We start from the raw sequence: 15736 nt of genomic DNA, 5'->3' as shown, positions 1-15736 counted from the left end.
GGCAAAAAAATTAAACAGATGCCCTGGCATCCAGATATTGCTGCTGTTTCATGTGACGGATCATCACGCGCCCTTCCGGCATAAATTCGGTGCCGAAGCGCACCAATCCGCCCTCTTTGAGTTCGGCATCAATGACATAGCGCAATTCGCCGGGCATGCTCTGTTCCAGTAACACCACGTCAATGCGCTTCAGGCGCGGCTCGTATTTCAGCAGCACCTCAGAGAGCGTATACAGCAGCTGATGCGCGGTGCCGGGCATGCCCTGCAGGATGCGCGTCATATCGGGCAGGCCATAATCGGGGATATGCGACAGCGATCCGGCGCGAGTATTGAGGATGCGCTGCATGTTATCGAGCACGGAGAGGATCACCTGATCCTGTTCCTTCACACGGTCCAGCTCCAGCCCACCCGCGAAGCTGCCTTTCAGCAGCTCATACAGCGAAGGTTGATGATTGCCGCCACTCATGGTTTTGCCTCGGTGATCAGGCGCAGGCTGTTGCTGCTTAATTCAATCACGCGCGCTTTATCCGGGTCTAAATCGTTGCGCTCCAGCACCAGCCGCCAGCTGTTTTTCGCCATATCCGGCTGCTGGAACAACGCGACTACCGCGACAAATTTAGCTTCTTTTTCCATCGGCATATTCAGCGAAACGTCGCCGCCCGGCGTCAGCACCACATCGCGGTCGGCGAGGAGTTCGGCTTTGAGCACGTCCGCCGCATCGCCGATCAGTTGCTGATATACCGCGCCGTCAAAAGCTTTGCGCTCGCTGAGCTGGAACACGCGCACCATCACCGGCTGCGACAGCGGATTATGCTCGCGGCTGTCGCTGTTGAGGCTTTCACGCGCGCTGAAATCCAGATGCAGGGTTTTAATCTGCTTGTAGAAAATCGCGTCAAACGCCGCGACGGATCCATCGGTGACTTTCTGCTGCAAACCGCAGCCGCCAAGCAGCAACAGTGCGCTGCACATCAAAATTTTAATCAAAGTGGTAACTGACACGTCGCTGCTCCTCGCAGGGTTTGACCGGGCGCATGCCTGCATAGCAACCCAGTTCAGTAGTAAAAGTTTGGGGGATGTCGCTGCACGCTTCGTCCGCGCCCAGCACGCCGGTCATGCCGAGCCAGAACGGCGCATCGCCCAGCTCTGGCGGGGCCAGCAGTTGCGTCTCCAGACACAGCCGGATGCGCGCGCGATAGCGCCAGCCGAGATAAACCCGCAGCATCACCAGAAAATCCTGATACAACTGGCCGTCCGGCAGCCAGCGTTCGGCTTCGTTCGGGCAGGCGGTTTGCAGTTCGATCAGCAGCTGGCTGTTGGCATCCATCGCCTCATCGCCGAGTGGCGCGTTGCCATCCAGCACGAACTCGCACTCCAGCGGATGACTCACCGGCACCGGACGCAGACAGTACGGCTGCACGGTCACCGAGGTGTTCGGCGCAAGCAAACGCACCAGCGCGCGAATGCCCTCTTCCGTTCTGCCCGGCTGACGCATGACGCCGAGCAGCGCCAGAAAGCGTGAAACCGGCGTGGCGATATGCCTGCCGGTGCCGGGAATACCCAATCCCACCAGCCCGAGCAGCGACTGCGAAGTGCTGTCGCCACCGCCCGCTTCGAAGGTCGCCGGATACGAGTATTTGCGCCAGATGCGATAAAACTGCGTCAGGATGCGGTGGTTAAAAATATCGAGAAAGCCCTGCAGCGCTTCATGCCCTTCATCGCGCTGGGTAATATCATCTATGTAGCTGCCCGGCAGCGGCGAATCCACGCCGTATAAACCTAAAAAAGTGGTACGCACCACCGGCGGCGCGACGGCATCTGTTTCACTGTACTCAAACGCCTTCAATTCACCCGCCGGAAACCCCATGCCGGGATGCGGCAGTAGCCGCACCGCGTCGTTCTGCGGTTTGCTGGTGCTGCCGAGCGGCGGCTTATCTTTATGCTGATGCTCTATCAGCTGACAGAAACGGTAAAAGTTCAGCCGCGTCAGCTCCTGCTCCAGTCGTGGCGTCAGCCGGAGATGCGGCGATTGTGCTTCTCTTCCCATTCGAGGCGCTCTCCGGTTGGCTGCAGGATTAAAATCAGACGGTTAAACAGGTGAATGTCGGTATACAACGCGAAGAAGCGGCTGAGCATTTCGCCAAACAGGCAGATATCGCCGCTGCCGGCAAAGCCGCTGCTGTCGAGGGTGATTTCAATCTGCACGCCGCGTAGAAGATAACCCTGCTCAAAGCGTTCGGTCTCTTTGTGGCAGACGTGCAGGATGGCGTCCAGACGGCGGCGGTTCATTTCGCTGTGTGTCCAGTCGTACAGCGCCAGCGTGCCGCGCAGCACCTCGGCGTTATCCATCATCCACAGAAAACTCGAGCCGAGATGGCTCAGCACGCGCCAGTGAAAGCGATCACGATTGGGCGGATAGCACGGCAGCGTTGGCGCGCACAGGTTGCGCATCTGCATCGCCACGTCGGTGCTGCTGACGGCGGTATCCAGCAGCGTGCTCTGCAGCGCGCGACGCGGCAGCTGGCCGTTGGTGCCGGTGACGCTCACCGACAGGCTTTCGTTCTCCGGCAGGCTGTGATTATCAAAGGCTTCGCCGCCGAGGATCATCCAGGTTTCATGCAGCCCGGACGGCCCGCGCCGCACGCGCGTGTGATAGTAATGTTCCGGCGCTTCGTGACGCAGCATGCCGCCTTTGTGGCGGAAGCTGCTGAACGGCACGTACGGCAGCCCTTTCGAGGAAATCACCGAATCCACCGAGTAGATTTCGGTATGGCCGTCCTGCACGCGCATCGGGCGCAGCATATATTCGGTCTGCAATCCGTTGATCATCAGCGGATCGGATTCCATCGCAAACAGGTTAATCACCGGCACGGCGTTAAGGCGCAGATGTTTTTCACTGAACTGAAAATCGTGCTCCCAGCGCTCGGCCAGCACTACGTCGATTTCAAACCATGGCAGCGACGCGGGCAGTGCAATCTGTTCCAGCCCGCGCAGATTCACCGCCATAAACTTCTCGCGGAAGGTGAAGTATTCCAGCAGCAGCTGATAGCCGCTGAAGCTGCCCTCATCGCCCGGCCACAGACGATCTTCCTCGCTGAAGCCCTGTGCGCTGAAGTGCCCGTCAAAGCGGCGGCTGTCGGTTTCACCAGGCAAACGCAGTGCGATGCTGGCGACGTTAAGCGTCAATGCTTCATGCAGCGCACAGGCCAGCGGCGCATCAGCGTTGAGATAGAGCGGAATGCGGCTGACGTCGATGCGGCTCCAGTCGGCCAGCGCGCCGCCGTTGAAACGCAGGCGAACAACTGAGCGTCCGGCGGCATCGGTGGTTAATTTTGCCGACTCCAGCGCCAGCGGCAGCACCTGCACGTCGCGCGTGGTGGTGTAGCGACAGCGCGTGCCTTTTTCCCCTACCGGACGTGAGATTACTTCAAAGCCGCGTGCCAGCCGCATTGGCTCTTTCATCTCACGCCAGTCGGGCGTGAACTCCACCACCGACATCGACGGAATGGTGCGCAGATAGTGTGGCCACAGCAGGCTGACCAGCCCTTCGGTGAGTTCCGGCAGATCGTCGTCGAGCTTTTCACGCAGGCGACCGACCATAAAGGCAAAGCCTTCGAACAGTCGTTCAACGTAGGGATCGCGCGCGCCGGCTTTGTCCAGATTGAGCATCGCCGCCTGCTCAGGATGCGCGCGTGCGAACTCTTCGCCAGCTTCCTGAAGGTAGCGCATTTCAGCGTCGTAATAACGCAGAGTTAAATCGTCCATGGTATTCACATCAGTAATGTGCAGCCCGAACCAGTCAGGCAACAGGAAGTTAAAAAGCAGAAGTCAGCTGCAGAGGATGGCGGCCCTGACCGGGTCAAGCGTGATGAGGCCGGATAACAGCGAGTCCATTTCCGGCTGGATGCGCGTACGTTCACTTTCACTGCGCGCGGCTCGGGCACGCAGCAGCTTCAGCCGCCGGGCGCGCACTTCGAATAATAAGGTTGGTTCCCACTGCGCAAGCGTCAGTGCGCCGGCATGCTGATTGAGTTCATCCAGCAGATACAGCGCCATTTCACTTTTACCGAATTGCTCGCACACTCGCGCCATTAGCAGACGTATTAACCACTGATCTCGCAAACTATTGGTGCCCGGACGCATCTGCAGCCATGCCAGTGCGGCTTCCACGCTTTCCGATTCCGCTTTATCCACCGCCTCGTTTTCCAGGGACAGGATGTCGTTGTCAGGTCCTGCAACCAGCGTGTCGCTCTCCGCAAAGCCCACGTCGCTCATCACTTTTTGCGCGATCCAGTTGCGCGTCACCTCATCGGCAAACGGTGTGCCGTCTGAATACGAGAGCGTTTCCAGTCCCGGCAGCCTTGATAAAAGTCCATGCAAATCCTGCTGCACAATGTTCGCCAGCGCCGCGCCCTTGTCCTGACGATTCAGCGCTTCACAGGCGTACCACTGAAGATCGAACCACACGTGATTGATGGCCTGCGCAAACAGCGAGTCCGTCAGTTCCAGCAGTTCCGTCCAGCTTTGCTGCAGATACAGGCGCTTAAGGTGCGCACGGTGATCGGGTTTTGGCGGCGGCAGACGCGTATTGCCGCCGGTTCCAAGCGCGGGAAGATTGAGGATGGTATCCCAACGTACGCTTTTCATCAGATGGTGGGCGGAAAGCCAGCCGCCGGGCTGCTCGCGCAGGTAGTTTGCCAACACTTTCGCCTGTGCCTTCAAAGTTTCACCGGAGTTAACCGGCGCGAGTTCAGCAAGCGACGAATCATCCACGTCCCTATGTGTCGGGCTGTTGAGTGGCACCATCGCGCTGGCACCCCCGTTCTGAGCTAAACGCAGCTCCAGTGCGCGCAACAGCGGCTGAAGCCCGTTGCGTTCATCTTCATTAAGTGCATCTTCAATCAGCAGCAATGCACCGCTAATGCGGCAAACCCGCGCGACATCGGCTTCCGGCCATAACGTCAGGCTGTCGAGCATTCTGGCGCTGCCGAGCCAGGCCAGCGCGCCCTGCCGACTGCGGCTGCGTTGTGGATGAAGCTTTCCACCAAACTTCTGCAGCGCGGCGGCCAGCAGTTCCAGTCCTTCCGCCAGCCCCTGCTCGCCGTCCTGATGCAGGCGCGCCCACGCGTAAAAGGTGATAACCCGGATATCCTTGCTCACGGTTGTCAGCAGCGATTCCGACAGGCGGGCGATGGTGTCGGTATCAAAGCCGGAAAGCTTGTTCACCTCTTCACGGATCTGCATAAACTGATCGTCGTAAGCCGGATCGTCTCCGGCGGGCAACGCTTCACTGATCGGTTCCAGCCAGCGCGTCCAGTTGCTGCAGCGTTGTTGTGCATCGGTTCTCAGCGTGGACTCATCCACGCCGCAGGCGTGCACCAGTTCGGTCATTGCGCTCATTATTCTGCTCCCTCCATGTCGGTAATGACGTCATCCGTAACGGCGTCGCGCGGGGCCATCGCCTCGGAGGCACTGGCAGCATCGACGCTGAATATTTCCGTCGGCAGCGTAAAGCCGCGCAGGCGCAGCAGCGCCAGCGGGCCGTCGCGCATCTGCGTGCGCAGCACCCACGTCAGCGTACGCTTATCCGGCGTGGTGAAGCTCAGCAACCAGCGGCTGCGATCGAGACGTTCACGTTTGGCCTGCTCCAGCCAGCGGATAAAGCCCCAGGTGCCGGGATAATCACCGTAAATCTGTGCACTGCTTTTCACACCGGTCCAGGTCAGCAACGTACCCGGCTTCAGGCTGTCGCCCGGCCAGCGCATCGCCTGCCACGTCGCCATCTGGTTGAAGTAGCGCAGCGGCTGACCATCAAGCATCAGCTGGGTTTCCACCACGTCTGGCGCAGCGCGGCCCTGTAGTTCAAAACTGATGCCCTGCGTGCCGTCAGTAAACAGAATGTCGGACAGCTCGCGCAGCTGATTCACCGCCTTGAGGAAAGCGGAATTAAACGTCAGTCCCTGACTGTGTGCTGCATCCGGCACCCAGCTGCTGCCCTCTTTCTGTAGTACGCCACCGAGGCGGCTGCTGAGGAAGCTGTCGATGCGCCCGGCATCGCGGCGGATAAACTCCGCCAGCATCGGCAGTGACGCGTCACTTTGTCCCGCCGCGAATGGATAGCGTCCGTCAAACGCGGTGCGCCAGTTTTCCACGATGGAGCGCTGCCACTGCGCGTTCAGGCTCACCGCAGACGGTTGCAGGATGGTTTCCCACGCCTGCGTCAGCGGCTGCACGAACATCGTCTGGCCAAAGCCGCTCCACTCTTCGCCGAGGCTCGCCGCCATCAGGCTGCCGTATTGCTGCGTATCAGTAAGGTCAACGCTTTTGCCCTGGAAAACCGTCTGCGCCAGGGTTTGCAACATCTCCTGTGGATCCGGCGCGGCGGCCACCTGCTGCAGACGCAGGCGCACGCGGGTGATGCGGGTGAGATAGGTTTGCAGCGTCAGGCTGCTGTCGGCGGCCATCAGCTGAGAGCCGCTGTTTTTGCCGGTCAGCGCCAGCAATGGGCCGAAGGTCACATCCAGCGGTCCTTCAGGGCCGGTAGCTTTCTGGCTGATAACCGGCTTGTCTTTCTGGCCAATCAGGTCTTTGGCCGAGTTGATCAGCGTGTCTGACAGCGCCTCACGCTGCTGGCCGGTCTGGCCCTGCCACGCCAGCGTGTTCATTAATGCAATCAGAGGCGACTGGCGCACGTCGCTCATCAGCGTCAGCTGATCCGTAACGTCGGCGATGTTCTGCGCCGGATTGAGCCTGATACCGTTGAGGAAGTTAAGCCAGCTGGCGGCGAAGTCACTGAAATAACGTTGCGTTAAACGGGCCTTCAGCGCCTCCGGGGAAATCTCCTGCGGCACCGCGCTGCGGCTGTCGCTGAGCACCCAGTCGATTTCATCGCGACGGGTGTTGGCCGCTTTCTCAATCTCCTGGCGCACGCCGCCTTCCCACGCCTGGCGAGTAAACACGCCCGGAACTCTGTCGTCACTGCTGAACAGCCGGCGCATATCGGTGCCCGGCGTCATATCTTCCAGCGTCAGGTCGGTGTAGTTGCGGCGCACGTCGCGCAGGACGTTCTGATACAGTGTCATCTCGGCGTTGCGCTGGCCGGTCTGCAGCAGCAGAACCTGACGTACCTGACTCAGCAGCGACGCATTGGGTTTGATGCGCCAGCCGGGCTGGGACGGCAACGACGCGGCATAGAATGCCCACAAATCCGGGGCCAGCGTCTGCCACAACGACGTTGAAATGCCTGGATATTCCGGCTGAACGGTCGCCATGGTCTGCGCATAAAACGCCGGTTCGGCACGCTCCGGGCGCGCCATCATCAGCCAGGCCTTTAACTGCTTATACCCCGGCTGCGCCAGCGTGGCGCGCAGCGGGCTGGCAGCAGGCAGGCTGGCCAGATAGTTCAGCTTATCTTCCAGCGCGATGCGCGCCGGTTCGTGGATCAGCCGCTGCGCCGCGACGCCGTACCACGGCAGCAGCGCATCATGCAGCTGCTGCGTATGGTTAATGCCGAAGCGCTGATACCAGGGCGCACCGTGCTCCAGCCAGTGCTGCTGCTGACCGAGATCGTTACGCAGGCCGTGCAGCGCAATGAGCTGCGCATCATCAACCTTCGTTGAATTCACCAATACCTCGGCTTTATCCGCCGCGCTGACAATCTGATGACGGTTGAACAGCGAAGACGCCAGCATGCCCGCGCCAGCGAGCAGCATCAGGCTCAGCAGCGACCAGGCCAGGGTCTGTTCCCAAGGCAGCCCGGTGCGACGACCTCTGGCGCGGTCTGACGCGATGCCCTGCCAGAGCGCGCTGTCGGTTAATGCGTGAGGATGCAGGCTGTCAAGTACAGGCTTTGCTTCAGGCAGGCTGAACATCAGACCACGCAGCAAACTGCGGCGCGCGGGGTCCAGCCAGGGCGCTAAGCGCTGCTGCCAGGCCTGACTTTCACCGCTGCCGAACTGCTGCGACAGGCGCAGCAGCCAGTCGTTACTGAGGCTGTGATCGACCTGTGCCAGACCGCGATCACGCAGTGGCGCGATCAAGCTTTCAAGCTGCTGCGCAACATTTTCCGGCAGCGCTTTGGCCGGAAACACTGCGCCTACCGCGTTGTTCTCACGCTCTGGCTGCGGCCAGTCACTGCGTCCAAGCTGCCAGATCCACACCGGCGCGCGCCAGCGCAGCGCGGCGGCAATCTTCTCCAGCGAGCGCATCGCTGCATCGCTTTTTTGTGGTGTCAGGGTGGAATTTGAATCCTGAACCAGCACAATGCCGTCCAGCGGACGGCTGCGGCGCAGCTTGCGCAGCGCGGCGTATTTTTCAGCATCTAACTGAGCATCGAGGCTACCACCGTAAATAAGAACCGTCCGGTTACCCTCCATCCACACATTTTTGCCGAGTCCCGGTACAAGCGGGCTGATCGCGGCGTCGTCGCCGACCACCAGAAGCAGACGAACTTTGCTGCGCCAGAAGAGGTTGTAGCGTGAGCGAAGATAGTTGCTCATATCGCTCGCCAGGCATGTGGAAGCAGTGGCAGAGGCAGGCATATCTTCTTTTTTGTCACCCGATGGCCTGACCGGGACGCCCGCATTCAACGGACTGAATAAGAAGAAAATCACCGTACATATCAGGCACGCGAGAAAAACAAATCCCGTCAACGGTAACCAAAACTGACGGGTGGTTGCTTCAACGGGTAAGGCTTTTAGCTGGGATAGCAGGAATAAAAAAAGCAGTAAAACGGACACGGCAACGAGCCCGTACCCCAGCAGACGAAAGAAGTTTTTCATTATTTTTTATTCCTTTCGTGCTCACCGGCAGCACGGAAAAATCCCGGCAGCAGCGCGCTGGCCACCACCTTTCGTAACGCGAATGCCAGACCCGGTAAGGTCACGCCAAGTACGGCCAGTAAAGTGATCGTTCCCCACCACGAAAATAACCAGACCGGGAAGGCAAAACCTAAAGACCAGATAAGAAGAGTATTAAGCAGCACCGCCAGCATCATTCCACCGGCAGGGAAAGGCGCGGCCTGCGCCCGTTCGGGGGAAGTGTTCATCAGCGGCATTTTCCTGCCAGCCACCATCGCCCAAGCCTGTTTATCATCGGCCCACACCAGCCACTGGCTACCCATGTCGTAATTGACGGCTTCGATTGCCGCAACGGGCATCAGCCAGCCGGCAAGGTGGCCGTAACGATCGCAGCCTTCATCAAAATCAATGAGTCCCGCCATCGGCGCGGAACTGCGAAGAGACAACGGCAGTTCAAATACGGCAGACGTCAGTTGCTGACGCTGAGGGGCGGTGAGTCCGCTGAACCACACCAGCCCAACAGATGAAGATGGTTGCTGGTTCATCTCTTTAAGCTCTTTTAGCTCGGCTGAGAGTTCGCTGGTTTGCAGCGGCATCGCCCGAAAGACTTTTACGGTTTCTCGTTGCTGAACAGCAGAAAGCAGTGACGGGGGCGCGAGTAATAACGCGCTGGCAAATTCAGCCAGGGTTTCATTTACCTGACGATAATGGATTGCCAGAATCAGTACCGGGTTGTGCGATGCCAGCAACTGGTTATTCCAGAACTCAAAAGGATACTCAGCGGGCAACACATGAAAGGTGGGCGTCCACGGCAGTGCATGCTGTTTCCACAGTGACGCAACACGCTGCTTTTCCTGCTCCAGAGAGGCGGCCGAGGTCTGGATGACAACGGTGAGCGCACCACCGGGATACCAGTTTGCTAACGATAGTGCTACCTGCTTCAGCAGCGCCTGGCTAAGCTGCTCAAAGCGTGAAATGCCGGGGATGAGCGCTTCACCGGCCAGCAATGTGGTGGGTTTATCAATAACGTCTTTTTTTGCGACCAGCCCTGTTAACTGAGGGACGCAATCCGTGCTCACCGTTAAATTTATCTGATTAACCACGCACAGATGCTGATGGGCATGCTGCTGCCAGGCGGCATGCACATTCAGTCGCCAGCTGTTCCAGTAAAAAGCTTTCAGAGCCTGAACTTCCCAGCCTAATAAATACACCGTCAGGATTGCCATCACACTCACCAGCATCGCTGCGGCCAGCGGCAGCCAGGCTCCGGATGAAAGGGAAGACAGTTCTTCCGCTGAACCAGAAAATAAAAGCCAGGCAACACTGATTAATACGCAAAAGAAAATAATAAAAAAACAGATCCACGGAGAACATGCGCTGGCGGGTGTCCGCTCAGGCACTTCCGGTACTGACCATCCCATTAGCCGATCTCCATATCCGGCAGGCTGGCGATAACCACCGAGCCACATTCCGTTTTGCAGCCATGTATTACGATCCCACGGCCATTTTCTTCATAAGATGCAACATCGCATTCGATAATACGGTTGGTGCCATGTAATGGGCAGGACACCGTATCATGCAGCAGGGCGGCATTTTTTCCCTGAATATCGAAAGTAGATGATGCAGATGTGACTTTGCCGCCGTGAGACGTAGAATCTCCCAAGACGATTGCGAGTTTGCCCATTATTATGACCTATATTTTATTTACTGAACGGCGGGTGGAATAACTTATTTAATAAAACTGACTAGGCGGAATCATTAAATGTCATTTAAAATCACCTAAACAAAAGAAGGACAAGTAAGGCATTAACTCCAAAGAATCATCTAATTATCGGAACACCATGATAATCGAGAACATTAAAAACGCAGAAAGAAAAAGAAACTAACAGAAAAAACACAACCACATAATTCAAGCCACTTCTTTTAGTTAAGACCCAATATATCAACGTCAGAACACTGCCTGATAAGATTGCGTATAAAAACATCACCAGATAAATTACCCCAAGCATTCTTTCCTCATTAAAAATCAACCAACTCTTAATTAAATTTTAACTTGCAATACAAAAACAAGTAACATCACCCAAAGTTAATTGATGTTCGTGAATTAATTTTTTTATTCATTTCATACCATTCAGCCTTTCTCTTTTCGAGTTCTACATCAGAAATGGTTTCTGTGAATATTTCAGCTGGAATTGGTGGGATGTTTAGCTGGCCTGTTTCAAAATAAGTGTCATATCCCTTAGTCCAGTCTGCCATATCACGCAACTTTGCCATAAAATTCTTATCCCAAGTAGCATCACAAAAACCAATAGGAAAATCATAGGTGACTACCCGTCGCATAAAGTCAGGGCTATTAGGTAATGTACTGTGATCGGTTGGTTGAGAAATATAAGCACCTACGCGAATACGTCTCTCCTCATCAGTTTCAAGACGCATCACTGGCTCAAACTGAGGGAATGCTTTGCCTGATGGTTGATAAGCACCTGTTGGAACTTCTTTTTTGGGATACAGCACAACAAAGTTATTAAACGTATCATCATTAGGAACAACAACTGACTTTTCATCTTTGTCAGATTTTTCGGAAAATTGTCCCCAACCCTTTCCCTTATGGGAAATGGGCATTTCATCCCATTCACTACCATCACCTAGACGTTTAACGTCAAAATCGGTCATTTGGTCAGCAAAAATAGGTTTAGGAACCTCTTCTGAATTAATAGTAATGGTTTGATATTTTGGCGTAGAATATGTTGGGTAATTACCGCCATCATCCCAAAAAGGTTTTCCGTCAGGCAAAGGCCAAAAGGGGGTTTTAAAATTCGGCGCGGCCCCACAAGAGGTCGAACGTGCCATCATTCGTTGAAATAAATGTCCTTTGTGGGCCGTAATTAATTTATGTGGTTGTTGCTCCAACCCACTATTAGGCAATCCTTGCCAACCAAGGCTTAATAGAGGAGATGATCCCATGACCCTGTCGTGTGGGTTACAATATATATATAACCTACCGTGATTATCTCTTTCAGGGATCTTTTTTCCCGATGAAGATTTATGAAATATATCTGGTGTCCAAGGTTGATTGTCTGAAGATTTACCAACAGACAATTGATTGTATTTATCCGGTTGCAGAAAATTAGAGCGCTCAGCTATTCTATTAATAATTGCCTCAAGAGTCTGTTCGCGTGCGGTGTCTGTAATGATCTCTTTATCTTGTGTAGAGAATTTATCCGTAATTTTCGGTTCCATTGCATAAGGTGAATTCAAAATGAAGAGACAATCAGGTGCTTTCTTAGCTAGTGACGTTGCTGCTAGAGCAATCATGGTTCCCTGACTGTGAGATATTACACTAACAGTGTCTCGTGGAAATTTATCACGGATAGAATCCATCAAATCAGCCAAGCGCTTTGCTGCATGTGCATAATATTTCCTTGGTGGTGCAGTCTTGAGCAAACGGTCAAAGTCTGGTGCAAAATCCTGCACTTCCAGACCTAAATAACGCATCCTCTCATTAAATCCGACATCACTCCAAAGTGATACCAAATTATTTGTTCCGTTTTGGAATGGCCCTCCTCCCCAGAACCAAGGGCCTTTCCCTCTCAATTCTTCTAATTTCAATCCTTTTTCTTTAAGAAGATGGTAGTCTTCATTATTTTTATTAACTAACGGTATTTCATATGTTCCTTCTTCACCATCAACTGCTCTATAACCCCAATAAAAAGGAACCACCGGGGAATTAGCCTCACCCGCATTAAGCAACACCCGATCCAATTTATAACCTTCTAAATCAAATATATTGTCACAGTTATATTTATTAGGAATCAGTTCAAAAGATGTTGATTTTAAACCCAAGCGTTCATTAAGCCCTTCACATATATTTCTTTCTGCTGTTGAATACCACTCTCCAGTGGAATTAACACCATGCACGAATAAAATGATCCCAGGGTGATGTATAGGATGTTTACACTCTGCCCTTACTTTAATACTTTTTGGAGACGGACTGCTTTTAAAATAAGGATTCCCGTTATCGCCAAGAAAACAATTAGACTCGCGAGTAGGATCGTTCACTTTATTCATTTCATAACTCCACTACTAGCCTTTAAATACCTAATGCTTCGAGGTTTGATATTGTCATCACAGTGGAATCGTTCATCAATTGATTGCGCCTCAATTTTGAAATCTGGGTTATCAATCCATTTGCCAACCTTATCTTTACTTCCGATGGATATTATTCGCTTTAATAATTCCTTGTGAATTCTATCCTGTATATAAACTGCATCATTGGTAACAATCACTGTATCACTTGGAAGTATATTTTCACTTTTGTGCGACTTAGCCCCCTCCCTTAAACTTTCGCTAACTATATAATGCTCCGAATTCCCATATTTATAGTTAACAAAGCGATGGGGGTATGAAATTAAATCATCACCTGCAGCATAGATAAACTCACCATTAAAAGATAAAACATCATTCTGTCTACTTATTGAGAATTCATCTTGAGGATTTTTATCGTCACCTTCCAGCCCAGCGAATATCTTTATCTTTTTGTTTGTATCATTGTAATACACAAGCCCACCACTGTGACAACTGACATAATTCTCTAAAGTAAAGAAGCGATGATTGTCTATGCGATAAACCACTTGCGGGTCAACATCGATCTCAACACTCCTGATAGCCCGACCGCCCGAACCACTTGGAAAGCCATAACCAAAACTTCCACCTACAGTAGCTGCTATCATAGGTAATACAAAATTCCAAACAACAATCATCACCACTGCAAGAGAAATTAATATAGCTAATATTATTTTCTTTCTTCTGCTCATAGTTTTACTTTCAGTATTATCCATTGTAATACCCCAATATTATTTTGATACCGGATTAAATGTCAGGATCTTATCGTAAACAATTTCAGATTGAGCTAGTTTTGTCTCGGCAGATGCAGAAACTACGCTCTCAATAGTCTTACCACCCGGCATGGTGGTGCAATACGGCAGGTTGAATATCGGATGACCCGTTAACGAGGAGGATGCTTACATTCAGCCCTGACTTGAACACTTTTTGGTGAAAGACTGCTTCGAAATTGAGGACTCCCGTTATCACTAAAAAAACAAGCAACATCTCGCGTTGGTTCTTTTCCATTCTTCATATTAGTGAACATCCTGTCAGTTAGAAATGTACTTTATTTTTCTAGGTTTGATACTTTCATTACAATGAAAACGATCATCTATTGACGCACTATTCAATACTAAGTCTTCATCATTGATAAAATTATAATCACCTGAATTTAATGGCGCCTTATGACTGTAGTAAAACTCACTCAAAATACTTGTTTTAGCAAGTACAGAATCACTCATGACTATGATGGAAATATTTGGACCAGCAACTTTCATAAAGGAATCCTTTGATGAGTCATTTACATCCTGAAAAGATATAAAGTGAGTAGAATTACCATACTTATAGTTAATATCCCTAGTAGGATATGCAATGATATTATCTCCAGCAGAGTAGATAAATTTACCAATAAAAGATAAAACATCATTACGCTCACTGATAGAAACCTCATTCTGAAGTTTTTTATCACTGCCCTCTATTCCAGCGAGCTTCTTAATTCTTTTATTTGTGTCATTGTAATATACAAATCCACCACTGCTACAACTCACATAATTTTCAAAGGTGAAAAAACGATGATCATCTATGCGATAGACAACTTGCGGATCAACATCGATCTCAACACTCCTGATAGCCCGACCGCCAGAACCACTTGGAAAGCCATAACCAAAACTTCCACCTCCAGTAGCTGCTATCATAGGTAATACAAAATTCCAGACAACAACCATAACAACTGCTAGAGAAATTAATATAGCTAATGTTATTTTCTTTCTTCTGCTCATAGTTTTACTTTCAGTATTAACCATTGTAATACCCCGATGTTATTTTAATGCCGGATTAAATGTCAGGATCATATCGTCAACAATTTCAGATTGAGCTAGTTCTGTCTCGCCAGAAGCAGAAGTAACTCCCTCAATCACTTTTCCTCCCGGCTTAGTAATGCGGTAAGGCAGGTTGGCTATCGGATGACCTGTTAACGCATTTGTGGCGACAAACTTCTCATCAAAAGTTTCTGGTGAAAATGACTTCATCACACCTTCCATATTCGCTGCACCAGCTTTACTTATGCCCGCATTTTTAACCAGCAGTTTGCCCGGTCCGCCAATCTCCACGTTGCCGCCTTTAAGCCTGATATAACCGCCGCCGCAAATCAGCGTCAGCTCATCCTGCGCCGTCACGACCAGCTTCCTGCCGCTCGAAATATGAGTGTCCTGCGTTGACCAGGTCGTCACGTTTCCGCCCTGCGCCTGCACGTCGATATCGCCCCGGAAAGTAAACAGCGTCGCGCCCTCGCGGCTGTACAGGCTGATTTGTTTGCCTGCCGCCACGGTGAAGTTCTTCTGCGCGCCGAGGTCCATCTGCTTTCCGGCGGTCAGCGTCAGGTTATCCTGCGCCGACAGCTGCATATTCCCGCCGCTCACCAGCGCCACGCCCTGCGGCGCGCTGCCCAGCAGCACTTCCTGCTGCATGTCTTCTATCTTTTTCTGCAGCAGCGCCTGCTGCGCGCTGGCCGCCAGCGACTGCATTTCCGTCAGCGCGGCGGACAGACGCGACAGCGCCGCCTCCATGTCCTTCTGCTTACCCTGTGCCGCTGCCTGCCCATCGGCGCTGATAAACAGCTCTTTGCCAGCCCGGATGGCGCGCCAGCCGTCGGTGCGCAGCTCAAAGCCTTCGCCGCGCGGCTGACGCTCGCCATCGACCAGATGCCCAAGATTCAGCTGGCTCTTGCCACCGTATTCGGTACTGAGCTTGATGTGCTCCTGGCCGCGCGTGTCATCGAGGCGCAGCTTGTTGTTCGCAGGCGTGCGCAGCACGTTGCGCCTGTAGTTCAGGATCAATAC

Annotated in this window: 11 protein-coding genes and 1 pseudogene; all 12 read right to left on the bottom strand. The window is 53.0% G+C overall.

Features of this window, described 5'->3' with window-relative positions; genetic code table 11:
• Window positions 1-10 precede the first annotated feature (10 nt).
• Window positions 11-466, bottom strand: coding sequence for a type VI secretion system baseplate subunit TssE (tssE, locus tag KVT28_RS00635; protein WP_217546332.1), 456 nt, complete (start codon window positions 464-466; stop codon window positions 11-13).
• The gene (gene tssJ / locus KVT28_RS00630) at window positions 463-999 is read right to left on the bottom strand and encodes a type VI secretion system lipoprotein TssJ (protein ID WP_217546330.1); all 537 of its coding nucleotides are present in this window, start codon (window positions 997-999) and stop codon (window positions 463-465) included. The genes tssE and tssJ overlap by 4 nt, the downstream gene beginning before the upstream one ends.
• Window positions 977-2044, bottom strand: a complete 1068-nt coding sequence (gene tssG / locus KVT28_RS00625; RefSeq protein WP_217546327.1) for a type VI secretion system baseplate subunit TssG — start codon at window positions 2042-2044, stop codon at window positions 977-979. Before tssG ends, tssJ begins: the two co-directional genes overlap by 23 nt.
• Complete coding sequence (gene tssF, locus KVT28_RS00620) at window positions 2008-3762, bottom strand: type VI secretion system baseplate subunit TssF (protein WP_217546325.1); 1755 nt, start codon at window positions 3760-3762, stop codon at window positions 2008-2010. The genes tssG and tssF overlap by 37 nt, the downstream gene beginning before the upstream one ends.
• 63 nt (window positions 3763-3825) lie before the next feature.
• The gene (tssA, locus tag KVT28_RS00615) at window positions 3826-5397 is read right to left on the bottom strand and encodes a type VI secretion system protein TssA (RefSeq protein WP_101764081.1); all 1572 of its coding nucleotides are present in this window, start codon (window positions 5395-5397) and stop codon (window positions 3826-3828) included.
• A complete protein-coding gene (locus KVT28_RS00610; protein ID WP_217546323.1) occupies window positions 5397-8777 on the bottom strand; it encodes an ImcF-related family protein in 3381 nt (1126 codons plus the stop codon). Before KVT28_RS00610 ends, tssA begins: the two co-directional genes overlap by 1 nt.
• Window positions 8777-10216 carry a hypothetical protein gene (locus tag KVT28_RS00605; RefSeq protein WP_101764079.1) on the bottom strand — a complete coding sequence of 480 codons (1440 nt, stop codon included), beginning with the start codon at window positions 10214-10216 and terminating at the stop codon, window positions 8777-8779. Before KVT28_RS00605 ends, KVT28_RS00610 begins: the two co-directional genes overlap by 1 nt.
• Window positions 10216-10479, bottom strand: a complete 264-nt coding sequence (locus KVT28_RS00600; RefSeq protein ID WP_101764078.1) for a PAAR domain-containing protein — start codon at window positions 10477-10479, stop codon at window positions 10216-10218. The genes KVT28_RS00605 and KVT28_RS00600 overlap by 1 nt, the downstream gene beginning before the upstream one ends.
• Before the next feature lie 392 nt (window positions 10480-10871).
• Complete coding sequence (locus tag KVT28_RS00595; RefSeq protein ID WP_217546320.1) at window positions 10872-12863, bottom strand: DUF3274 domain-containing protein; 1992 nt, start codon at window positions 12861-12863, stop codon at window positions 10872-10874.
• Complete coding sequence (locus KVT28_RS00590; RefSeq protein WP_146001314.1) at window positions 12860-13633, bottom strand: hypothetical protein; 774 nt, start codon at window positions 13631-13633, stop codon at window positions 12860-12862. Before KVT28_RS00590 ends, KVT28_RS00595 begins: the two co-directional genes overlap by 4 nt.
• A 315-nt stretch (window positions 13634-13948) precedes the next feature.
• Window positions 13949-14701 carry a hypothetical protein gene (locus tag KVT28_RS00585; RefSeq protein ID WP_146001313.1) on the bottom strand — a complete coding sequence of 251 codons (753 nt, stop codon included), beginning with the start codon at window positions 14699-14701 and terminating at the stop codon, window positions 13949-13951.
• Between the two features lie 15 nt (window positions 14702-14716).
• Window positions 14717-15724 (bottom strand): annotated as a pseudogene (locus KVT28_RS00580) (DUF2345 domain-containing protein); the annotation flags it as partial.
• Window positions 15725-15736: the final 12 nt, after the last annotated feature.

The organism is Pantoea sp. GbtcB22, from assembly GCF_019091025.1.
GTDB lineage: Bacteria > Pseudomonadota > Gammaproteobacteria > Enterobacterales > Enterobacteriaceae > Pantoea > Pantoea leporis.
The sequence above is the reverse complement of the archived record's forward strand: the minus strand, read 5'-3'. Positions and strand labels throughout refer to the sequence as shown.